Origin of the sequence: Dolichospermum sp. FACHB-1250 (assembly GCF_014696335.1) — a bacterium.
GTDB lineage: Bacteria > Cyanobacteriota > Cyanobacteriia > Cyanobacteriales > Nostocaceae > Dolichospermum > Dolichospermum planctonicum.
The window spans coordinates 61,636-84,270 of the sequence record NZ_JACJPZ010000002.1; the positions used below are offsets into that span (position 1 = coordinate 61,636).

Here is a 22,635-nt window from a genome sequence, read left to right on the forward strand (position 1 = left end):
TGAAAATGGGCAAAATGGGGAAAATTACCCAAAATCAACGATTTTGGCGACGGTTAATGGCAGTTCTGATTTTAGCAATAAGTACAGGACTGTTAGTTATTTTTACTAGTTTTCCAGTTAATGCTGTTTTTAGCGAACAGGAGAGAAATTTTCAATTATCTAATTCTCTATCTGTTCTGAAAAAGCACCATTCTTTACCACCAAATCTGGTAAAATGGCACGATAAAACAAATAGTGGTGATTATTTTGATCAAATCAAATCTACTAAAGTTGGTTATTTAATTTGGTCAAACTTTCCGGCAAAGGTGAATATAGAAATACCAAAAGATATTAGTGAAAAACAATCACAAATATGGGTTGGCAATGTTTTAAAAGCAGTTGAAGAATGGAGTATTTATTTACCTTTACAGGTAGTAGAAAAATCCGATATTGCTGATATTAAAATTATTCGTAAAGTTCCACCTTTACAACTTGAACCTAATAGTAAAATACCTCGTGCGCGTTCGGCTTTAACTACTTATGATTTATATACTGCAAATAATATTCTATCTCACAGGTTTACAATTCTGTTGAGTCCCAGTCAAACTGGTGAATATGTACTATCGGCAGCGCGTCATGAACTTGGCCATGCTTTAGGTATTTGGGGTCATAGTTTGTTACCAACTGATACCATGTATTTTTCTCAAGTTCGCAAACCACCGTTTATTTCTGTTAGAGATGTAAATACTTTAAAACGGGTTTATGAACAACCTACAGGTTTGGGGTGGTCTGTTTTAGGGAAGGATTAAATTTTCCCGACGGAAAATATGATATTTTAAGATATTTTAAGATAAACGCAACCAGTTTTTGTCTAAAATCTGACCTAAAGTGTAGGGACAGAGTTCTGGTAAGTTAGTTAATTTTCTTTTGATTTTAACATAATCTAAAGCATTACTGTAAATCAGATTAGTATTTTATACTAAATCGTTGCGTAAGTTAGTGGTTAATTCTTGATGATTTGGTGACTTAGCTTAATATTTTATTAATTACGCTTATACATGGAAGATAGTTCTTCCTCGTCTCTTACATCATAACAAACTTTTCGCCCAGTGTCAATACCTTATACTTTATAATTTGCCAGTTTGGAGGCTGTTAAAACGGTTTGATGCCAACTTTATTGTTAACAGCCTCTTGATTTGATTAAACTCGACGCAGGTTCATGAGTTCTTGAGGAGATGCCAGCATATCAATAGCTACAAAAAATATTTTTCCTTCAGGATTGATCAAAAACCGCCAAGAAATATTCATACCGACAGTAACACCAAACCAAGGAGTTTGGACGATTCCTGTAATTTTCAGTTGCTTAGAACCGTCTGGTTGAACTTCACAGATACCTTGTTGCGGCATCATGTTAAGTCCTTGTGCTTCTTCGCGCATATATTTAGCGATCGCTTCCCGTCCCACAATTGGCTTTTGGAATGGTGGTTGTAGCGCACCGTCAGTAGTGAATAGCGCAATAGCAGCATCAAAATTATCTGCATTCATGGCTTCAATATAGCCTAACACAGCGGGTTCTGTAATGCCGTCAATTTTCACCGAGGAAATCACTGGAGTTGTGCGTTGGAAAGCAGGTTCTGTAGCTGCTTTGGGATAACTACTAGGACCGAGGTCAGAAGTATCAAATCCCATATCTACTACAGTATTTCGCAATACGGTAATTTGCTGACCTGGATCAAGTTTTTGTGTAGTTTCTAATACAAATTTTACACCAGGGGACATTTGATAACCAACGGGGATAGGGGTAATAACTCCCTGTTTCATCAATTCTCCTAACTCGTACCAGAACGCTAGTTTAGTATTTACACTGAAGAAACCATAGGCACGGCTAATAGGAGTATCAGCGCGACTGGCTAAATCCCGCATGACTTTTGTTTGTTCTTCACTGGACATTTGCTTAATTTGATTAAGCAAACCCTCGGCTAATTGTAAGCGTGCCGCTCCTGGTGCAGCAGGAGTAATGGTTTTACCCATTTCAGTATAAGCGTACCAAAGATAAGCTAATTGATCATCAACGTTAAGTTGATCGAACAAGGCTATAGTTGCGGGAATTGGACTAGGAACTTGAGTATTAGAAAAAATAGTTTGAGCAGACTGGATAGTTAATGCCACAATTGGAATCTCCAAGATTATGTGTTTATTAGTCGCTATGAAAACTTAAGTTAAAAATGTTTATGATGAACTTAGGTTTTATGTAAAGTAATGTAACGGAAATCTTAATTTTTGTAAAGCCATGGAAATTACGACTTGACAAAATAGATTAAATGTGGTCATTCATCATAAATGAATAAATAATAAATATCTTCCTCCTCCAGAAGTAGCTAGAGGTAAGTGCATTTTTTTATAACCATTGTAGAGACGTTTCATGAAACGTCTCTGCTAGAGGTGTTTATTGATTGTCAAGAAGAAACGATGAAATTACCTAAACACCCCAACTCAGTGTTAAAGGCCGCTGTACGACGACTTGATGATAAAGCTCTTCTAATTGGGTGATGTTATCATTCAGGGTATAGCGTTCCAATACCCGTTTTCTGGCTTTTTGTCCTAACAATGTTGTTAGTTCTGGATGATCTTGAAATAGTGGTAAGAGGGTTCTTAACTGCGATCGCACGCTTCTAGTATTAATTGCTACACCTGCACCCCGTTCTAAAACTTCTCCGTCAGCACCGACATCAGTAGCTAAACAGGCTAAACCACAGGACATTGCTTCTAATAGGGATAGGGATAGACCTTCTACCAAAGAAGGCAAAATAAATACATCAGACCCACGTAAAATTTCGATGCGGCGATTTTCGTCAGCAATAAATCCTAACCAGATGATCCCATGTTCTCGCCCATAAAAGGATTCTAAAGAAGGTTTTAATGGACCATCACCGACAATAAGTAATTTTGTATTAATTCCCATATCTGATTGTTTCCAAGCACGCAAGAGAGATTCAACGTTTTTCTCCTGAGCGATTCTTCCTTGGTACACAAATAAACGTTCAGCGCCAAATTCTGTTTTGATTTGGGAATATCCGGGAGAATACTTAATAGGATCTACACCATTAGGAATTACAGCAATTTTGTTTTCCCGCACCCCCATATTTGAGAGTAATTCTCTCTGAATTTGGGAAAAAATAATTACGCGGTCATAATGATCTAAAAAAGGGGCATAAAGTTGATAAGCTAAGAGTTGGGTACTAGATAATAATTTTGCTCCTTTACCTGCAAATGGAGTGTGAAAAGTTGCAATTAGAGGTAAATTTAATTCTTCGCAAATTTCTGGTAAAACGAAGTCAAGAGTTGATAAAGTCAGAGAAGCGTGGACTATATCTGGTTTAATTTCTCTGAGGGAATCTTTCAAAACTTTAGTTGCTTTAAAAGAGGGAATAGTGTAAACCTGGGACTTGTAGATAAATGGTAGGGGAACTTCTTGAAAATTCGGCCAGTTGTCCGTGGTGGCTTCTTCCTGAGCGAAGTGTAGAAAACTAACCTCATGTCCTCTATCTAATAAGCCGTTGGTAATTTCTCGACTGTAGGTGACGTTACCACAAAAGGGCGTTTTTTTTCCAATCCAAGCTATACGCATTCTTTGGTTATCTATAAAAAAGGCGGGTGTCAACTATACTGTTTTAATTATGCAGTTGTGATAACAGAATTTTCGTTGATGATAAAAATTCAGTTACAGGTAATTGAAAAACTAAATAATCTTGGTAATTAAAAATTCAATAAATAACTTTATTGATGATAAATATTAAAAAGTTATGAAATATTTACTTAATCACAACTTAATATACTGATTATTTAGTTTGTTTCCAGCCAAGGCTATTTTCCATCTGACTGGATTAAGTTTAGCATGAAATTCATGATTTTGATGCAGTTGTTGATGATTTAGCATCCTCAGATGCACCAGTATTGTACCAGGTAAAGAGACCGCCGCATAAGACGATGACGGCTAGGGTAAAAAATACTGCTTTTAAGCCGATAAAAGTTTCTGCTATACCTGCTAAAGCCAAGGGGAGGGAGAGAGCAATATTAATCACATTATTTTGCAGTCCAAATACCTTACCGCGCATAGCTGGGGGTGTTTCAGTTTGAATTGCGGTTTGCATGGGTATACCGACCAAAGCGCCAAATACGCCCACTAAGGCTATAAATAAGAGTACAGGTAAGAGTTGGGTTGTAAATAATGATAAACCAATTAAAGAGGCTGTCATGCCGATACAACCGCAAAAACTGAGTTGTTTGTAGGAAAAACGTTGACCAAATTGGCCGAGAATTGTCGCCCCCACAGCAACACCGACACCTGCGGAGGCTAGTAAAAAGCCGAATTGAGAGGCTTTCATATTAGGAATAATTTCCGCCATGCGCACAGCCAGAACAGTGAGGGCTGCAAAGACAGAAAATAAGATAATTAGTTGTAATAAAGCATTACGGATGCGATGATTTTCTTGGAGATAACGTAACCCGTCGCGCAGGTCTGAGAAAACATGGGGAAATTCTGTTTCTGGGGGGTGAGGTTTTTCGTTAGTTTGGAGTAAGAATAATATTAACCCAGCGATCGCATAACTACCACCGACCAAAATTTCTTTTCCCAATCCACCACTACCACCTAATTGTATCCACAGTTTATCTGCTAATGCTAAAACTGGTTCTCCGACTGCAAAACCAACAATTACGGAAGCCATCATTGTTGTTGTATAAAGAGAATTAGCGGAAAGCAAATCTTGTTCTTTTACTATTAAAGGAATGGCGGCTTGTTCGGCTGGTGCAAAAAATTGTGTTAGGGTAGAAACCAGAAAAGTCACACCTAAAATAATCAAGAAACCCACTGGTAAAACTCCCACAGGCTGCCAATTATGAGTGAACCATAATAAAGCAGGAATGAGTAAAACCAGAATACCGCGCCAAATATTTGATGCTACCAAAACAACTTTTTTTGACCAACGATCTACAAACACTCCAGCAAGAGAACCAAATAATACTGCGGGAATTGTAAAGGCCATCATTAAAGCGGAAACCCAACCGCTAATACTTTGATCACTAGCTTGAAACTGGCTATTAATCAAAGCGATCATTAATACTAAATAAACTTTATCAGCTAATTGACAAAAAACTTGACCTGCCCAAAGAGCCAGGAAATTCTGATTTTTTAATACAGGTAAAAAACCCGCTCGTTGATGATTTTCTGAATCTTGACCTCCCGAACCACTATCCATTATTGGTGGAGTTTCTGGTATTATTTCCGTTGCTACTGAGTCCTGATCCTGATCACAATTAATTTTGCCATTTATCTGGGTAATTTCTAGTGGTTTAGGGATATTAGTCAAGGGAATTTCTGACGTAAAACTTCCAGATTCAGAAATATTATTGAGTGATATTTCTGAACTATGAATATGACTTAGTTTAGGTGAAGAAGCAACATTATGATCTGATGATCTATGGTTTTTTTTAGCTTCGCTAGGTGAGTGAGTTCGGCTTTTTCTATCTAAATCAGACGATTGCATCATGGTTAGTGGCAAAATAAGAGTCAATCAAAGTGGCAGAGTGAATTGGTCGTTCTAAATGATACTGGACGTACTGGCGTAAAACTTGCTCAACAGCTAACCATCCAGAATAGTCGGCTGCATCTATTTGTATTATCTCTATTTCCGACAGATGTTGAAGCATAAACAGTTCTTTTCCGTTCAACAGGTAAGAAACAACTGGTAACTCCTGCTGATAAAAAACCGTTTTATCACTAGGGTCAGAGGCCAAGGATTGGGTATTGGTAACATTTGTCTTTGTTTTTCCGTTCATTTTCCGATGTTCCCATTTTCCCTGCTGTATTTGCTGTTGCAAATTTTTCCAGGCCTCTAAACAAATTATCCCACCAGAGGGAATACTAAATCCAACTTGCCAATGGGGATTTTTCCAGTCTGGAGTTAAAAACCGCTGTGTTAAGCAACAAAATTCTACTTGTGGTTTTAGACCCGCTAAATTTAAAAGCTGAAATACACCTTGAACTAAACAAGCGACTACAGCTTTTATTTCTGTTCCAGGTATATATTCTATACGCTGAATATGTTTATTAAATAATTCATAAATTTCTATTTGGGGTTGTTCGCTTAAAAATTGACATAAGACTATTTCAGCTAAATATTGACTAGCAGCTAATTTACCCAAATTCCTAGATAAACCCGGATAATTTTTAATAGTTTCAGCCTCAATAATTATATTGAGATTTTTGCCGGGAGAAATTAGTAATTCATTAATCACAAACATCCCCATTTTACCGCCCAGACTGGAATTTTGTTTACGCGCCCCAGTCGCCACTGCCCGAATTAAACCAAATTCCTGGGTAAGAATTGTGACTATTTTATCCGATTCGCCCAGGGGCTGAGTTTTGAGATTGATACCAGTTGCTTTGTAGGTTTTAGTCATTAGTTACTAGTAAAAAATTTTCATATTATCTATTCCCCGACCGGGTTATTACGTTGACGAAGTAAATCTACACCACGGGATGTGCCTAATCGAGTCGCACCAGCTATAATTAGATCTAAGGCTTCATTGTGTGTACGAATACCCCCTGATGCTTTGATTCCTACCCGATCTTTTGCGATTTCCTTTAACAGCTTAATATCTGCTACAGTTGCCCCACCATTCCAACCTGTACTGGTTTTTAAGAATGCTGCACCAGCATCCATAGCCAATTCTGCTGCTATTTTTTTCTCAGTATCAGTAAGAAGACTAGTTTCTAAAACTACCTTAACAGGCTGTCCGGCTTCTTCGCAAATTGTGGCAATTTCCTGGTGAACTTCGTCTGTTTTCCCGGCTTTTAACCAGCCTAAATTAATAACTACATCTAACTCAGTAGCGCCATTATCTACTGCTTCTTTAGCTTCATATAATTTCACGGCTGAGGTATTTGCACCATTGGGAAAGCCAATGACCGTACAAATTCGAGGATTTTTTTTATATAATAGTTCTGCTGCTTGCTTGACATAGCAGGGATTTACACAAACGGAAGCAAAGTTATATCTATATGCTTCATCGCACCATTGACTTATCTGTTCTGGGGTGGCAATTGGTAATAGCAGAGAGTGGTCAATAAATGGTGCAATATCAATGTTTGGATAGTCTAATGCCATCGTTTTTATTTTGGTGTAGAGTTTATTAAACTTGATGAAAATTAAAGTATTTCTTATATATTAAACCACAGATCAGGAGAAGTCAGAAATTAGTAGTATAGAGCGTGCGACTATTCTGGCAAACCACTGTTTAAAAAGTCAAGAATAGTTTGTGCTAATGATTTTGCTGCTAAGTATGGTACACCATTGCCAACAGTTTTAAACATATTCGTAAGTGACATATTTCCTGGGAGTGAAAAATTAGCGGGTAAAGATTGAATTGCTAAAGCTTCTGCTACAGAAATACGCCTAATTTTGTAAGGATGTAAATGGACTTCATTATTACCATTGAATTAAAAAATTAAAAATTATTAGTATTTCCGCTAAAATCAACATCTGAAGACAGTAAAAGACAGCAAAGCAGGAGAAACCAGACGTGCCTACACTCGGTGTAAATATTGATCATATAGCTACTATCCGTCAAGCTCGGCGTACAGTAGAACCAGATCCCATAGCAGCAGCATTACTAGCGGAATTAGCAGGTGCAGATGGCATTACTGCCCATTTACGCGAAGATAGAAGACATATTCAAGATCGAGACGTGCGACTATTGCGGCAAACCGTCAGAACTCATCTAAACTTAGAAATGGCTGCGACCGAGGAAATGTTAGCTATAGCCCTAGACATCAAACCTGATTATGTTACCCTAGTACCAGAAAAGCGGGAAGAAGTGACCACAGAAGGTGGTTTAGATATTGTCGGACAAACTGCTAGAATAGGGGCAATAGTGGATAAACTGCAAAATGCTGGCATTCCCGTAAGTTTGTTCATAGATGCCGAATTACCACAAATCGAGGCATCTGTCAAGGTAAAAGCCAAATTTATTGAACTGCATACAGGACAATATGCAGAAGCCAAAGACGAAACAACTCGTCAGCGGGAACTAGCTTTATTAGCCCAGGGCTGTGAACAAGCCATTAAAGCGGGTTTAAGGGTAAATGCTGGTCACGGACTCACATACTGGAACGTTTACCCTGTGGCCGCGCTTCCAGGTATGGAAGAACTCAATATTGGTCATACTATCATTAGTCGAGCCGCTTTGGTAGGTATAGAAAGAGCAGTTCGAGAAATGAAAGCAGCAATGGGGGGTAATTGGTAATTGGGTAAAATTCTGATCTTTTACCTCTTGCTACTGGGGAGTATTAGTTGCGAAATCCTGTAAATTAAATTAAAGTCAGACTTGAAACTTTTATGAGTTCTACACCAAATAACTTACCCCTATGGGTACAGGACAGAGCTAAGGTAATTGCAGCCAGTACAGACGCTCAATGGCGCTATCAAAAGCCACCTGACTATACCCGTTCTCAGCAGAACCTAGCTAAAGAGAGTATTCACCATCATTTAGAAGGTACACTGGAAGCAATTGTGGAAAACCTAGTCAGAACCTTTGAAATGGAAGTTTCATGGAAAACCAACCCCCAACAGTGGTTATCTGTCGTTAATGACAAATTCCGGGTGAGCAGCAATGGCGGCCAACAATATACCGCTGCTGAATTAGGTGCAAAAGGTACTTATAATTTATTTATGGCTGACTCTGAACATTACAAAGCTTCTGAAGAAAGTTTTGAATCATCCCATGATATCTTTCATAGTACCTTTCCCCAAGGATTTCCCTGGGAAGTATTAGCAGTTTATTCAGGTCCGCCTCATGTTACATTCAAATGGCGACACTGGGGACATTTTCAGGGTAAATACAAAGATTATGCACCAACGGGGGAAACAGTAGAAATGATCGGTATGAGTGTTGCCCATGTTACCGATGATTTAAAAATTGTTTCCTTAGAACACTATTTTGATAATGCCCTGTTCTTGGAAAAGTTGACAGCAGGTGGCAAAATAGAAAATAGTGACAATAATAAAGGTAGTGGTTGTCCCTTTGGTTCTTGGTTTCAGGGATTAAAGAAAAGTTAATTATGCGGGGTACAGCTTCAATACTGTACCATTATTACATTCCTGACTTCTGTTTTCATGATGTCAATGAAATGATGAATCAATACTAGAAGTCGGGGATGTTAACACCTTACCATAGAATTATGGATTAGTCAGTAAACACAGAAAATGGAAAAATATTATTACGTTTTGGCCAGTCAACACTTTCTCATAGAAGAAGAACCAATAGATGAAGTTCTCAAAGAACGGACTCGTCACTATCATGAACAAGAAAAAGAAATTGATTTTTGGTTAGTCAAGCAACCTGCTTTTTTAGAAGCACCAGAAATGAGAGATATTAAAAAGAAATGTCCTCAACCAGCAGCAGCAATTATTTCCACTAATGCCCAATTTATTACCTGGCTAAAATTACGATTAGAGTATGTCATTACTGGAGAATTTTCAGCCCCTTCTCACACTATACCTAATGCAATAGCCTCTCTTAGCACCGTTTCTTAATAGCGAACAGGGAATAGGGAACAAATCATAATTTCACCTTTTCCCCAATTATCAATTATCAATATTATGATATTATGCAAAAATTACCAACTTTATCGGGTGTTTTATTATTAGCATTTGCCCCCTTAATTAGCAATATTCATCCTGTTATTGCTCAACAAAATTTTGCTAATTGTCAACAACCAAATATAGGGGAATATTTATTATTAGTATTGAGTCCGACACCGGAAAATCAAAAGCAGTTGCGTACTGCATTACCGACTGAGCAAAAAACAGTTGTTTGTCAGTATAACAACCAAACAGTAACGCGAGTTGGTGGTTTTACAAATATTGATGATGCCAACCGTTGGGCGAGGTATATTCAAAATATAGTTGGTTTATCTGCCACTATTACCACTCGTGCAACAGAACCAGTGACCCGACAAGCAACTCAAACAATACCAAACACACAAACTACAAAAATCACCTACGACCCCAAAATATTAGGGGAAGGTTATGCAATTCTGGTAGATTATTTTAACCGTCCAGAAATGGTTAGTAGTCTGCGAAACGCTGTAGGAGGTGATGTAGGTTTTGTATCCTATGGACAACGCCCTTACTTACTCGCAGTTTATACTACCAATCAAAAAGAAGCATACAATACATTAAAAAAACTCAGTGAAACCGGATTTGTGGCCATTTTAGCAGATGGTCGGAAAGTGGTTTTACTACGCTCAATTGTGCGTTGATAATTCTTAGTTGTGTTAGTTGTTAGTTGTTTATTAACTAATGACAAACGACTAGTAGGCCGCCCTAGCTAACCAAGAAATAGTTACACCCAGAACCGAACCAGCAATAACTTGAACTGGTGTATGTCCCAATAATTCCTTGAGACGGTCTTGGAAAAAGTCAGGTTTTTCATGAAATAATTCATCAATCATTTGATTAAGTATCCGGGCTTGCCTACCGGCAGCTTGACGGACACCAGCGGCATCATACATAACAATAATCCTTGATCCCGGGGTTTTTGTCGTTCAAATTCTTGTTTAGTCATGATGAATACTTGATAGCTGTGGTTTTCTTCAGGTGGCGATGAAAGTCGCTAACCCGCATTTCTCATAAACAATGCGATTCCTACGGAGCGCCTCGCTTTGGTGAGAAATCCGGGGTATTTCGTATAATATAATCAAAGCTGCGAATAACTCAACAACCGCAGTATCCCAGTTGAAAAACTCTGAAACTGCACATCTTAAAGGTTCAAAATAGTTCCTATTCGTAATTATCTCATTCCCAGTCGGAGACTGGGAATGCTATCACAGAGGCTCTGACTCCAGACTCCACTGTTTTTGAAGGCAGAGCCTTCTAGAATTCATTCCCATATAGAGTATGGGAACGAGAGATGGGAACGAGAAATTATTTTAATGTTTTTGGATTTTTAATTCACATTGTTGGAAAATATAATTCACCGCAGCAAATAATTTATCTAAATCTTGAATCATATACAGATTTTTATTTCGAGTAAATACATCACCAACCAACTTTCCAAATTGCCATATTTTCCCGTTAGAAACAATTCCAAAAATATCACTAACAAAATCATCATTAATTCTCTGAACTGCGATCATTTCAGCTAAACACTGACTCCAACCTTCTTCAAATTTGTCTTGTTTAGCTTCAACTATCAAAAAATAAGGTTTATCAAAAACAATTGTACTTAAAGAGTTTCGCTGTGTCACAGTATAATCAGGAATACCTGATAAATCCTCATCATAAGCTAATGCTTCATGACTCCAAAGAGTTAATTTACTTCGGTAAGGTTTCCATACTTCTTTCAATACTGGATAAATGAGATTTTCACAAATAGCATCTTCCGAGTTATCAATAACTCCATCTGTAAATAGCAAGTCTAATTCCTCCTTAAAAGATTCCTTAGCCGGAAATTCTACTTCCAACATAAAATTAGATTGCACATACTTGATTTGAAATTTTTTAATGACTGAACTAATACTTTTATAATTGCTAAATGCCATAAAATTGTGTCAATCCTTAAATCCTTATGACAAGGGAACAGGGAACAGGTTTTGGGCAACTTTACTTTTCGTTACTTATGTCGGTTTTTTTCCGTTCACCTACTTATAGCTTCCCATTGTGCATCACGAAAATCAGCGTTTGGGTTATTCAAAGCCCGACGCAGAAAGACTAATGCTTTTTCTCTAAGTATGGTTGTCATATATGCTGCGTATCTACTTGCCATACTATTGTATCACAAAGGATAACCAACACCATTTGTAATAGGTTGATCATCTGGGAAATCCGGGCAATTACCAATGACTAGTAGGCCGCCCTAGCTAACCAAGAAATAGTTACACCCAGAACCGAACCAGCAATAACTTGAACTGGTGTATGTCCCAATAACTCCTTGAGACGGTCTTGGAAAAAGTCCGGTTTTTCATGAAATAATTCATCAATCATTTGATTAAGTATCCGGGCTTGCTTACCGGCAGCTTGACGGACACCAGCAGCATCATACATAACAATAATAGCAAAAACCGCAGCTAGAGCAAATTCTGGAGATGCCCAGCCCAAAGTTTGTCCTACACCGTCTGCTAGGGCTGTCACTAGGGCTGAATGGGCGCTAGGCATACCCCCAGTCGTGACTAGGACACGCACATCTAATTTTTGGTGTTTGACTAACTCAACGATCAGCTTTAATCCTTGAGCCAAAAAACAAGCTACAAGCGCAACCAACAGCACCCGGTTGTTAATAATTTCGCCTATGCCTATGTCCTGCATGGTATTTTGGTGAGGTTAGTAAGTGTGAGTAGTGGTTGTGTGGAGGAAAAATGAGGATACAAGCCGCCAAAATCCAAAATAGAGGTTAGTGATTGCGGCTGGTGATAAAATGAGCGAGCGCTTGGAGAGGAATAGCTTTTTCCCCATAAAATTCTAATTCAGCACAAGCCTCAGCAACTAGTTGTTGAGCTTTAGCGCGAGATTCTTCAATTCCCCACAAACTAGGATAGGTGACTTTTTTAGCTGCTAGATCCTTACCAGCGGTTTTACCTAACTGTTCTTGGGTAGCAGTAATATCTAGAATATCATCAATGATTTGGAAAGCGAGACCAATATTTTGAGAATAACGAGTTAGTTTTTGCACATCTTGAGCAGATGCACCGGCAATAATTCCTCCACAAACTACAGAAGCTTCTAACAGGGCTGCGGTTTTGTGATTATGAATAAAATTCAGAGTTTCTAGGGAAATATCTGATTTACCTTCCGATTCTAAATCTACTACCTGGCCACCGACTAAGCCAGCCGCACCCAAAGCCTTGGCCAGACGAATAATTACTTGTAAAACCCTATCCTTGGGTACATTTTCAGGAGTTTGGGCGGCCACATACTCAAAAGCTAAGGCCAATAAACCATCTCCTGCTAAAATAGCCACATCTTCACCATAGACTTTATGATTTGTCAATTTACCACGACGATAATCATCATTATCCATAGCGGGTAAATCATCATGAATCAGTGACATGGTATGGATCATTTCTACCGCGCAAGCTGTGGCCATGGCCATTTCTATTGTGCCACCAATCATGTCGGCGGTAGCTAGACAGAGAATGGGACGAACTCGTTTACCTCCAGCTAAGAGGGAGTAGCGCATGGCTTCATAAATCTTTTCTGGATAAGTCACGGTAATGGAATTATCTAAAGCCTGTTCGCAAAGCTGTTGTCGTTCTTTGAGATAGGTAGCGAGGTTAAAACTAGCCGACTCTGATTTTTTTGGGGTTGTCAATTTTTCATCCGTTGCTACCATGCTTTGTATTCCTCTTAACTGTTCAAAATATGGGGCTGTTGTTTGCGATCTGTATACTAATTTTACGGAGGTTGGGGACGGAAACACTCACGGAATTTTAGATTTTAGATTTTAAATTTTGGATTGGAGATTCAAAGTTTACAATCTCCAGGAGTTTGAAGCCGCATTCATAAAAATTATTTCTCAATTGTCTGTTCTTTGTAAATAGCTAGAAACAGTATTTTGCAGTAACATAGCCACCGTCATTGGACCGATACCACCAGGAACAGGGGTAATATATTCTGCTACATTAGCGATCGCTTCAAACTGAATATCACCAACCAAACGACTTTTGCCACTGTTATCTGTAACTCGATTTATCCCTACATCTACCACAACCGCACCCGATTTTACCATATCAGCGGTAATCATCCCCGGAATACCTGTGGCTGCAATGAGAATATCAGCATTTTGGGTAATGTCCGGTAAATTCTGAGATTTTGAATGAGCAATTGTGACTGTAGCATTAGCCTCTAATAACATCAATGCCATGGGTTTCCCTACTAAAATACTACGTCCTACCACTACGGCTTTTTTCCCCTGTAAAGGAATTTTGTATTCCCTTAATAAGCGCATCACACCCGCAGGAGTACAACTGCGTAGACCTGTTTCACCCCGTACCAGTCGCCCTAAATTCACCGGGTGGAGTCCATCAGCGTCTTTATCCGGTGCAATTCGATGTAGTAGACTGACAGCATCTAAATGATTGGGTAAGGGCAATTGTACCAAAATTCCATCTACCCTTTCATCTTCGTTGAGTTCAGCAATGACTTCCTCCAGTTCAGTTTGACTGGTTTGGGTGGGGAAGTGTTTACCAAAAGAGGTAATTCCCACTTTAGCACAGGATTTTTCTTTATTGCGGACATAAGCGGCTGATGCTGGGTTATCACCAACCATTAATACTGCTAAACCAGGAGGTCGGCCAATTTTACCCTGTAATTTAGTGATTGTCTCGCTGAGTTCTATTTGAATTTTATCGGCTAATGCCTTACCATCTAGTATTTTGGCAGTTTGTATATTCATAAAGAAGGGAATAGGGAAAAGTTTTTGATTTTCATCTTTCGTCTGCATCCTGATCTTTTGTTTATTTATTTATTCATTTTCTCATTTTCCCAGTCCCCTAAAATTAAATTTTTGCAGTAAAATACTAACTTGCTTTATTCACCAATTTCCAGAATAATAAATATTAGGTTATGTGAATATAAGCACAAGTCGCATACCCCAACTACTTATCCATCGTGCAAGATACCGACTCCATGAATGACATTGCTGCTGCACTCCAACAACCAGCGGATTTAGATTTTCAACTACCCGATCCAGAAGATGAACAAATTCCTGAGTCTGATTTTTTACAACAACTTGATGTAGCATGGCAGGTATGTGATCGTTTTGATTTGCAAACCGAAATTTGGCGAGGCCGGATTTTACGTTCTATCCGTGACAGAGAAAAAAAAGGCGGAGATGGGCGCGGTACAGGTTTTCTTAAATGGCTTAAAGAACGGGAAATCAGTAAAACCCAGGCCTACAGTTGGATTCAATTGGCTAATAGTGCTGATACCCTGATTTCTGATGGCAAACTCGACCCAGACACAGTTAATAACTTTAGTAAACGGGCTTTTGTCGAAACTGCCAAAGCTGTACCAGAAGTACAACAGATGGTTAGTGAAGCGGCACAAAAAGGCGATCGCATTACCCGTCGAGAGGTCCGTCAACTCAGTGACGAATGGACAGCCATGTCTTCCGATTTATTACCGGAAGAAGTCAGGGAAAAAGCCGCCGATAACAGCCTCCCACCGCGCTACATTGCCCCTCTAGTCAAGGAAATGGAAAAACTGCCCGAACTGCACCAAAAGGCATTACAAAGGGATATAGCCGCCAATCCTGACGTTGATACTGTTAAACAAGCGACTTCAGAAGCCCGTCAATTAGCTAAATATCTCAAATCTGCTGCTCAGGTACAAGCGTTAATAGCGGAAGATGTAGATATTGAAACCGCATTAGAAGAAGCCCAAAGAGTCGGTTGTTTAAGTATTGCTGCTGACTTGGTAAATCAAGCATCTCAAATCGAACAAAGTATTGCTAAGTTGTATATGACTTGGAAAAAAATTGGTAATTTAGCGGATAGGTTATATGTAGATACGGGTGCAAGTACACCTAACCTGCGATCGCTCCTCACTTGTATAGAACCCCTTGGTGGTGAAATCATGGAACTGCAACTAAGCGGCGCAATAGAACATACTATCCGCTTACAAATCCAGGAAACAAATTAGCTTCGGGTGTTACCAATTCCTCCTTATTTAGGGTAACAGCGGTGCTGCTAATTCATCCATTTTTTTAGCAAGTTCAACATCTAAATTACTGATAGCATTACCAATATCGTGGGTAGTAAGATCAACTATAACAGTGTTGTAAACATTAAACCATTCCGGGTGATGTCCCATTTTTTCCGCATAAATACCGACACTAACCATCCAACCTAAGGCAGTTGCAAAAGAGTTAAATTTATATTCTTTGTACAATTTGCCATCTTTGATTTGCCATCCTGGTAAACTCTTGAGAGCTAGTGTTAGTTCAGTTTCGTTCAATTTTCGTGCTGCCATTTTCCTAACCTACACAGGGATTTTATCAATCGCTATTCTATCTAATTACCATCTTTGGCGATTTTTGTGCTTCCATCTTTTGAGTAATATTCGCAAATAGCGAAAACTGAAATAACGGCTATACTTTTGCACCACTTCTTTTCCCACCAACAGCACCCCTGGCCAAAACAAAACTTCGTCCAAGACTAATAAAGCTGGTACTAATAGGGCTTTTTGAGCCAGGGAAATCGGTAAAAATGGTACAATGACAGCGATGGCTAACCAGGGAGAAAATGAGATAATGATTAAAATTAAACCTAGATTTTGCATATTTTATGTTTTTTTAAATAAAATTATATTTAACTCAGTATAGAGAATAATCTATTTTTTATCAAAACTCCGATCTGGAGATGTCTAATTAGTCAATTCCTATTTGGCTGAAATACAGATTTATCCGCGCATATTTGCGTTTATCTGCGTTTAATTACTTATTTTGACACCGCAGTTGAAATAGTAAAGGCTATAAAATCTGAATTAACTTAAACTGCGATCGCTACTAAGGTAGAATTAGTAAAGGCCAGTCAAAACTTTCTTTCCATAGCGCCCGATAATTGGCTAGAGTCCAATTACTGGGGAAAATCGCTGCTTTTGTTACCTAAACTCCCAGAAATGTGGAGAAAATCACAATTAGCGGCAGGAAAACGATAAATACACCTGTTAGCACCACTAACAGGCTTAAAAAATTGGCATTTTTGAGATTCCAATTTAGCTTGGACATTGGTTATGACTTCATGTATTTGTTTTTCTGGTACTAAAACATCAGTAAAAACTAATCTAATCACTATAGTTCCTTGTTAAGTTAAATTAAATCACAGTGATCATTATCCCCAATTTTATCGGGCAAGTTAAGTTTTTGTATCCAATGAGTAGGGTTAACGGAGTAATACAGAATATGCAGCAGATTTTAGACCAGGTCAAAGAAATTGATGTCCAAAGTGAAGAAATTGATTTCCAAAGTGAAGTATATAAAGATGCTTATAGCCGCATTAATGCTATCGTCATTGAAGGGGAACAAGAAGCCCACGAAAATTACATAACATTATCTCAACTATTACCGGCACAAGCAGAGGAATTAATTCGCCTGTCAAAAATGGAAAGTCGCCACAAAAAGGGATTTGAAGCCTGTGGAAAGAATTTAAAAGTAACTCCAGATCTGGAATTTGCCAAGGAGTTTTTCTCAGGATTGCACAAAAACTTCCAAACCGCAGCAGCAGAAGGTAAAATAGTTACTTGTTTGCTAATTCAATCTTTAATTATTGAATGTTTTGCGATCGCAGCCTATAACATATATATTCCCGTGGCTGACGACTTTGCCAAGAAAATTACAGAAGGAGTTGTCAAAGAAGAATACAGTCATCTTAACTTTGGTGAGGTGTGGCTGCAAAAAAACTTTACAGAATCCAAGGCTGAATTAGAGCAAGCAAACCGTCAAAATCTGCCCATTGTCTGGAAAATGCTGAATGAAGTAGCAGACGATGCCAAAGTTCTAGCAATGGAAAAAGACGCTCTAGTAGAAGACTTCATGATTCAATATGGCGAAGCATTAAGTAACATAGGCTTTACCACCCGTGACATCATGCGTCTTTCTGCTTACGGACTCGCAACTGCTTAAATACTAACCATAGGGGTGACAATTTCGTTACCCCGGAGGATTGCTGAATAATTCCCAAGTTTTGCACGACAGCACACGCCTAATATATCACTCCATGTTTGGTTTAATTGGACATCTGACTAGTTTAGAACACGCTCAATCAGTAGCTCAAGAATTGGGATATCCAGAATATGCCGATCAAGGGCTAGACTTTTGGTGTAGCGCCCCGCCACAAATAGTTGATCATATCACTGTCACCAGTATTACGGGACAGAAAATAGAAGGAAAGTATGTAGAATCTTGTTTTTTACCGGAAATGCTGGCTAATAGGCGGATTAAAGCCGCAACACGCAAAATCCTCAACGCTATGGCTCATGCACAAAAGCATGGCATTGATATTACAGCTTTGGGGGGATTTTCCTCAATTATCTTTGAAAACTTTAATTTAGAACAGTTTAAACAAGTTCGCAATATTAATCTAGAGTTTGAACGCTTTACTACAGGCAATACTCATACAGCTTACATTATTTGCAAGCAAGTAGAAACAGCATCCCAAAAACTAGGAATTGAATTATCCCAAGCAACTGTGGCTGTGTGTGGGGCGACGGGGGATATTGGTAGCGCAGTAACCCGCTGGTTAGATAAAAAAACAGATGTCCAAGAATTGCTATTAATTGCCAGAAATCAAGAACGTTTGCAAGAACTACAAGCAGAACTAGGACGGGGTAAAATAATGGGGTTACAGGAGGCATTACCCGAAGCGGATATTGTCGTCTGGGTGGCTAGTATGCCCAAAGGCGTAGAAATTGATCCAACCACATTAAAGCAACCCTGTCTATTAATTGATGGTGGTTATCCTAAAAACTTAGGCACAAAAATCCAGCATCCGGGGGTATATGTGTTAAATGGTGGCATTGTGGAGCATTCCCTAGATATTGACTGGAAAATTATGAAAATTGTCAATATGGATGTACCAGGCCGTCAATTATTTGCTTGTTTTGCCGAGTCAATGCTACTGGAATTTGAGAAGTTATATACAAACTTTTCTTGGGGTCGTAATCAGATTACCGTAGACAAAATGGAGCAAATTGGTCGAGTGTCTATCAAACACGGTTTTAGACCATTGGTAGTTTAGTCAAAAGGCAAAAGGCAAGAGGCAAGAGGCAAGGGGTAAGAGGCAAGAGGCAAGAGGCAAAGATAAATATTCTCCTGGTTTTCCTATTCCCTGTTAAGAGTTCCCTGTTCCCTATTCCCTATTCCCTGTTAAGAGTTCCCTATTCCCTATTCCCTATTCCCTATTCCCTATTCCCTTAATATGGCAACAACTGAGCGTAAACCGCTACTATTAGATTTTGAAAAGCCTTTAGCAGAATTGGCCACTCGAATTGAGCAAATTCGCCAACTAGCTGAAGAGAATGGTGTTGATGTTTCCGGACAAATTCGCCAACTGGAAGCACGGGCTATGCAGTTGCGGGAGGAGATTTTTAGTAGTCTGACACCATCCCAACGACTACAAGTAGCTCGTCATCCTCGCCGACCTAGCACTTTAGACTATATTCAGTCTATCAGTGATGAGTGGATGGAGTTACACGGCGATCGCTGTGGCGGAGATGATCCCGCTTTAGTGGGTGGTGTCGGCCGTTTGGCTGGACAACCGGTAATGATGTTAGGACATCAAAAAGGTCGGGATACCAAAGATAACGTTGCCCGGAACTTTGGTATGGCTGCGCCTGGAGGCTACCGTAAGGCTCTGCGGCTCATGGAACACGCCAATAAGTTTAATATGCCAATTTTGAGCTTTATTGATACTCCTGGGGCTTGGGCGGGCATAGAAGCGGAACACCAGGGACAAGGAGAAGCGATCGCCTATAACTTGCGGGAAATGTTCTGCTTTGACGTACCCATTATTTGTACAGTTATTGGTGAAGGTGGATCCGGTGGGGCGTTGGGTATTGGTGTTGGCGATCATTTACTGATGTTTGAACACTCAGTTTATACAGTTGCTACCCCGGAAGCTTGTGCTGCAATTTTGTGGAAAGATGCCAGTAAATCTCCCCAAGCAGCGGTAGCCTTAAAAATTATCTCCCATGATCTGAAAAATTTGGGAATTATTGATGAAATTATTCCTGAACCTTTGGGTGGCGCACATTCTGACCCATTAACAGCGGCTACTAATTTGAAACAAGCCTTGGTAGAAAACTTAGATAAACTTAACCGTTTCACCCCCGCTGAACGTCGCCAACTCCGTTATGATAAATTCCGTAATATTGGTGTTTTTACAGAACTTGCTCAGTGAAATACTTACAGCTATCCCAAGGTGATCAGCCGCATAACATAACCAGGACTTAGGCAACTGGGACATTGGTAGGGTGCTGTTGATATTTGACGTACCCTACAACAGATTTTTTAGTGTGACATTTGCGTAAGTCTTAATATTATTTATCTCCCTGATAGGTAAATGAGCGGCTGCTGCTGGTGAAGCTAAAAAAATTCAAGACAATCCCATAGAATTACAGTAATGCTATAATTGCCTATGGCTGCTTCAAGATTTTTAACAATCCTCTCAGCTATAAGCATTTGTATTTACTTGATTTTATAAGTAGCTGTTGGCTCACAGCACTGGCAAAAAGTTGGCAAATATCATGAATTTTGAGCAAAAAAGACGGGCTTTGATGACTGGGGATAGTAGCGGAATTGGGACAGCAACAGCTTTAGCTTATGCCAAAGCTGGGATAGATGTAGCATTAGTCAGCCGTTCTCAAGATAAATTAGAGTCCGTAGCTAAAGCCGCACATTAAAAGTGGAAGGTGAAACCTTCTGTTTTCTAATTGGTGATTTCGTTATTTATCTCTATGAATGATAATTGACAACTGACAACTGACAACTGACAACGGACAACAGACAACTGACAACGGACAACAGACCACTGACCACTGACGACTGACCACTGACCACTGACTAACTACTAAAATTTAATCATGACTATCGCTGGTTCAAACGGTTCTAATCGCTTTCAATCTCCCCTGATTCCTGATTTAGCAGAAACTATCAATGTTCGACCAGACCGCAACACTCACGGTGGTAAAGCAGCAGAAATACATCCACCATCTGAGGAAACAATGGATGAAATGATGGCAGCTGTACGGACAATGCTAGTGGGAGTAGGGGAAGATCCTGAACGAGAAGGACTTCTGAAAACGCCCAAGCGTGTAGCTAAAGCTATGAAGTTTCTCACTAGTGGCTACAATGAATCCCTAGAAGACCTCATCAATGGTGCGATATTTGATGAAGGACATGATGAGATGGTACTGGTTAGAGATATTAACTTCTTTAGCTTGTGTGAACATCATATGTTACCTTTTATGGGTAGGGCGCACGTTGCCTATATTCCTAATCAAAAGGTTGTAGGATTAAGTAAATTAGCGCGGATTGTTGAGATGTATTCTCGTAGATTGCAAGTCCAAGAAAGACTAACTCGACAAATTGCGGAAGCACTGCAAACAGTTCTCGAACCCAAAGGTGTTGCTGTGGTCATGGAAGCTAGTCATATGTGTATGGTGATGCGCGGAGTGCAAAAACCCGGTTCTTGGACAGTGACTAGTTCCATGGTGGGTGTATTCCAAGAAGAACAAAAAACTCGTGAGGAATTTTTCAACTTGATTCGTCACCAAGCGTCCTTCTTTTAGTGAAGAATGGGTAATGGGTAATGGGTAATAGGTAACAAAAATTTTCCCATTACCACTGACTACTGACTACTGACTACTGGCCAATTAGCAAGCCTTTCAAACAATAAAGCCACTTTAGCTAAATTTTTGTGACCTGGTGAGTGTTCGACACCACTGGATAAATCAATACCATTGGGTTTAATCTGCGCTAACGCAGTCAAAATATTATCTGGTGTGAGTCCTCCCGCTAAAAACCAAGGAAGACTGGGGCTAAATTCCTGATTTAACTGATACCAATCTAAAGTTTGTCCTGTTCCTCCTAGTTGTTGTGGATGGTAAGCATCAAGTAGTAGAGTATCTACATAATCGGTGTAATTTCTGGTGGTTTGTAGATGCTCTAAACTGCGGACTCGGAAAGCTTTGATAATTTCTACTTGGGGGAGAAATTGACGTAATTGATGGCAAAATTCTGGTGTTTCTTCTCCATGTAACTGCACACCAGTCAAACCAGACTCCGTAACTACTTGACTAATTTCTGAAATAGTGGTATTGGCAAAAACGCCGATTTTATCAATATTTTGGGAAATGGGAGTAATAGCGGTCTGAATTTGAGCTATAGTAACGTAACGAGGAGAATCAGGAACACAGATAAATCCTAGTGCAGTTGCACCCAGGGACGCTATGGCTATAGACTGCTGTGGTTGAGTAATGCCGCAAATTTTAACACGCATTTAATAGTGAAGCAAAGGCTTAATATCTGAAAAGTTACAAATAATCACAAATGTATATTAATTTAACTTAAAAAGTTTTGCTTTGTCTGATGTAATTTTATAATTCTGTAATATTCATTTTTTCATTGAGGAGAACACACCTTCATGTCATCAATCTTATTAGCCGCAGCATCTGTTCCTGTTACACCGGTGTGGAGTCCTACAGTAGGCATCATTATCAGCGCCAGCAGCGCAGTTGTGCTTTTATTCACTTTTGCACTGAAATCTGCTAAAGTTGGACCTGGGATGCCTATATTACCTGTAAGTGTACCAGGATTCATTGGGGCAATGGCTTTTGGTCATGTAATTGGTATTGGTATTGTGTTAGGACTGACTAACATTGGTCGTTTGTAATTGGATTAATATTCTTTTTTGTCATCAGCAATAGGTAATGAATTTACTTGTTGCTTTTTTGAACAAGATAAGATATTGATCTCCCTGACTTCTCAGAGAAGTCGGGGGTTGAAACGGATATATGGCTTTCTCTATAGTGATCAAAATCGGGAAATTGTCTATCCTAGAGTTAAGTAGGTTGGCGTGAAAAATTGTCGTTATGACAA

General features: G+C 39.2%; 25 protein-coding genes and 3 pseudogenes. 12 read left to right on the forward strand and 16 right to left on the reverse strand.

The annotated features are described in order from the left end of the window. The first annotated feature begins 14 nt into the window (after positions 1–14). Positions 15–788 carry a peptidase gene (locus H6F39_RS01005; protein ID WP_190396066.1) on the forward strand — a complete coding sequence of 258 codons (774 nt, stop codon included), beginning with the start codon at positions 15–17 and terminating at the stop codon, positions 786–788. Between the two features lie 36 nt (positions 789–824). Here H6F39_RS01005 and H6F39_RS01010 read toward each other — a convergent pair whose 3' ends face one another. From H6F39_RS01010 to H6F39_RS01040, 7 genes and pseudogenes are all read right to left on the reverse strand, one after another. Beyond that, positions 825–944, reverse strand: coding sequence for a DUF29 family protein (locus H6F39_RS01010; protein ID WP_137906530.1), 120 nt, complete (start codon positions 942–944; stop codon positions 825–827). A gap of 235 nt (positions 945–1,179) precedes the next feature. After that, positions 1,180–2,148, reverse strand: a complete 969-nt coding sequence (locus H6F39_RS01015; protein ID WP_137906411.1) for an orange carotenoid protein N-terminal domain-containing protein — start codon at positions 2,146–2,148, stop codon at positions 1,180–1,182. A gap of 310 nt (positions 2,149–2,458) precedes the next feature. After that, positions 2,459–3,607 carry a glycosyltransferase family 4 protein gene (locus H6F39_RS01020; protein WP_137906412.1) on the reverse strand — a complete coding sequence of 383 codons (1,149 nt, stop codon included), beginning with the start codon at positions 3,605–3,607 and terminating at the stop codon, positions 2,459–2,461. A 274-nt stretch (positions 3,608–3,881) separates the two neighbouring features. Continuing rightward, on the reverse strand, positions 3,882–5,528 hold the full coding sequence (locus H6F39_RS01025) for an MFS transporter (RefSeq protein ID WP_137906413.1): 1,647 nt from the start codon (positions 5,526–5,528) through the stop codon (positions 3,882–3,884). After that, entirely contained in the window at positions 5,512–6,441 is a 930-nt protein-coding gene (recO, locus tag H6F39_RS01030) for a DNA repair protein RecO (RefSeq protein WP_137906414.1), read from the reverse strand. Before recO ends, H6F39_RS01025 begins: the two co-directional genes overlap by 17 nt. Positions 6,442–6,470: 29 nt before the next feature. Next, positions 6,471–7,148, reverse strand: coding sequence for a deoxyribose-phosphate aldolase (gene deoC, locus H6F39_RS01035; RefSeq protein WP_137906415.1), 678 nt, complete (start codon positions 7,146–7,148; stop codon positions 6,471–6,473). A gap of 110 nt (positions 7,149–7,258) precedes the next feature. Beyond that, positions 7,259–7,474 (reverse strand): annotated as a pseudogene (locus H6F39_RS01040) (DNA cytosine methyltransferase); the annotation flags it as partial. An 89-nt stretch (positions 7,475–7,563) separates the two neighbouring features. On the opposite strand from H6F39_RS01040, the gene H6F39_RS01045 reads away from it, so the two are divergent. The 4 genes from H6F39_RS01045 (at position 7,564) to H6F39_RS01060 (ending at position 10,303) form a co-directional block, all read left to right on the forward strand. Next, positions 7,564–8,286, forward strand: a complete 723-nt coding sequence (locus H6F39_RS01045; protein ID WP_028089047.1) for a pyridoxine 5'-phosphate synthase — start codon at positions 7,564–7,566, stop codon at positions 8,284–8,286. Between the two features lie 92 nt (positions 8,287–8,378). Further along, the gene (locus tag H6F39_RS01050) at positions 8,379–9,098 is read left to right on the forward strand and encodes an ester cyclase (RefSeq protein WP_137906416.1); all 720 of its coding nucleotides are present in this window, start codon (positions 8,379–8,381) and stop codon (positions 9,096–9,098) included. 147 nt (positions 9,099–9,245) lie between these two features. Beyond that, positions 9,246–9,575 carry an MgPME-cyclase complex family protein gene (locus H6F39_RS01055; RefSeq protein ID WP_137906417.1) on the forward strand — a complete coding sequence of 110 codons (330 nt, stop codon included), beginning with the start codon at positions 9,246–9,248 and terminating at the stop codon, positions 9,573–9,575. 74 nt (positions 9,576–9,649) lie between these two features. After that, the gene (locus tag H6F39_RS01060) at positions 9,650–10,303 is read left to right on the forward strand and encodes a hypothetical protein (RefSeq protein WP_137906418.1); all 654 of its coding nucleotides are present in this window, start codon (positions 9,650–9,652) and stop codon (positions 10,301–10,303) included. Between the two features lie 51 nt (positions 10,304–10,354). Here H6F39_RS01060 and H6F39_RS01065 read toward each other — a convergent pair. The 5 genes and pseudogenes from H6F39_RS01065 to folD all read right to left on the reverse strand — a co-directional run. After that, positions 10,355–10,564: pseudogene (locus H6F39_RS01065) on the reverse strand (divergent PAP2 family protein); the annotation flags it as partial. A gap of 408 nt (positions 10,565–10,972) precedes the next feature. Then, entirely contained in the window at positions 10,973–11,584 is a 612-nt protein-coding gene (locus H6F39_RS01070) for a hypothetical protein (protein ID WP_137906419.1), read from the reverse strand. Positions 11,585–11,885: 301 nt separating this feature from the next. Then, positions 11,886–12,347 carry a divergent PAP2 family protein gene (locus H6F39_RS01075; RefSeq protein WP_137906420.1) on the reverse strand — a complete coding sequence of 154 codons (462 nt, stop codon included), beginning with the start codon at positions 12,345–12,347 and terminating at the stop codon, positions 11,886–11,888. Positions 12,348–12,432: 85 nt separating this feature from the next. Continuing rightward, complete coding sequence (crtE, locus tag H6F39_RS01080) at positions 12,433–13,371, reverse strand: geranylgeranyl diphosphate synthase CrtE (protein ID WP_137906421.1); 939 nt, start codon at positions 13,369–13,371, stop codon at positions 12,433–12,435. A 183-nt stretch (positions 13,372–13,554) separates the two neighbouring features. Then, complete coding sequence (gene folD / locus H6F39_RS01085; protein ID WP_137906531.1) at positions 13,555–14,433, reverse strand: bifunctional methylenetetrahydrofolate dehydrogenase/methenyltetrahydrofolate cyclohydrolase FolD; 879 nt, start codon at positions 14,431–14,433, stop codon at positions 13,555–13,557. Between the two features lie 215 nt (positions 14,434–14,648). Between folD and H6F39_RS01090 the strand changes: the two genes are divergently transcribed. Continuing rightward, a complete protein-coding gene (locus tag H6F39_RS01090) occupies positions 14,649–15,680 on the forward strand; it encodes a hypothetical protein (protein ID WP_137906422.1) in 1,032 nt (343 codons plus the stop codon). 27 nt (positions 15,681–15,707) lie between these two features. Here H6F39_RS01090 and H6F39_RS01095 read toward each other — a convergent pair whose 3' ends face one another. The 3 genes from H6F39_RS01095 to H6F39_RS01105 form a co-directional block, all read right to left on the reverse strand. Further along, on the reverse strand, positions 15,708–16,010 hold the full coding sequence (locus H6F39_RS01095) for a 4a-hydroxytetrahydrobiopterin dehydratase (protein WP_028089056.1): 303 nt from the start codon (positions 16,008–16,010) through the stop codon (positions 15,708–15,710). A 45-nt stretch (positions 16,011–16,055) separates the two neighbouring features. Beyond that, a complete protein-coding gene (locus H6F39_RS01100) occupies positions 16,056–16,319 on the reverse strand; it encodes a transporter suffix domain-containing protein (RefSeq protein WP_190396055.1) in 264 nt (87 codons plus the stop codon). A 296-nt stretch (positions 16,320–16,615) separates the two neighbouring features. Next, a complete protein-coding gene (locus H6F39_RS01105) occupies positions 16,616–16,831 on the reverse strand; it encodes a hypothetical protein (RefSeq protein WP_137906424.1) in 216 nt (71 codons plus the stop codon). A 110-nt stretch (positions 16,832–16,941) separates the two neighbouring features. On the opposite strand from H6F39_RS01105, the gene H6F39_RS01110 reads away from it, so the two are divergent. The 5 genes and pseudogenes from H6F39_RS01110 (at position 16,942) to folE (ending at position 21,326) form a co-directional block, all read left to right on the forward strand. Next, positions 16,942–17,661 carry an aldehyde oxygenase (deformylating) gene (locus tag H6F39_RS01110; RefSeq protein WP_190371060.1) on the forward strand — a complete coding sequence of 240 codons (720 nt, stop codon included), beginning with the start codon at positions 16,942–16,944 and terminating at the stop codon, positions 17,659–17,661. Between the two features lie 94 nt (positions 17,662–17,755). Further along, complete coding sequence (locus tag H6F39_RS01115) at positions 17,756–18,775, forward strand: long-chain acyl-[acyl-carrier-protein] reductase (protein WP_137906532.1); 1,020 nt, start codon at positions 17,756–17,758, stop codon at positions 18,773–18,775. Between the two features lie 180 nt (positions 18,776–18,955). After that, entirely contained in the window at positions 18,956–19,936 is a 981-nt protein-coding gene (locus H6F39_RS01120) for an acetyl-CoA carboxylase carboxyltransferase subunit alpha (protein WP_137906426.1), read from the forward strand. A 346-nt stretch (positions 19,937–20,282) separates the two neighbouring features. After that, positions 20,283–20,432 (forward strand): annotated as a pseudogene (locus H6F39_RS01125) (SDR family NAD(P)-dependent oxidoreductase); the annotation flags it as partial. Positions 20,433–20,618: 186 nt separating this feature from the next. Then, positions 20,619–21,326, forward strand: coding sequence for a GTP cyclohydrolase I FolE (gene folE / locus H6F39_RS01130; RefSeq protein ID WP_137906427.1), 708 nt, complete (start codon positions 20,619–20,621; stop codon positions 21,324–21,326). 59 nt (positions 21,327–21,385) lie between these two features. On the opposite strand, the gene H6F39_RS01135 is transcribed toward folE, so the two are convergent. Next, positions 21,386–22,036 (reverse strand): phosphoribosylanthranilate isomerase, encoded by a 651-nt coding sequence (locus tag H6F39_RS01135; protein WP_190371061.1) that lies wholly within the window; start codon positions 22,034–22,036, stop codon positions 21,386–21,388. A gap of 144 nt (positions 22,037–22,180) precedes the next feature. On the opposite strand from H6F39_RS01135, the gene H6F39_RS01140 reads away from it, so the two are divergent. After that, entirely contained in the window at positions 22,181–22,429 is a 249-nt protein-coding gene (locus H6F39_RS01140) for a photosystem I reaction center subunit PsaK (protein WP_137906429.1), read from the forward strand. Positions 22,430–22,635 lie beyond the last annotated feature (206 nt).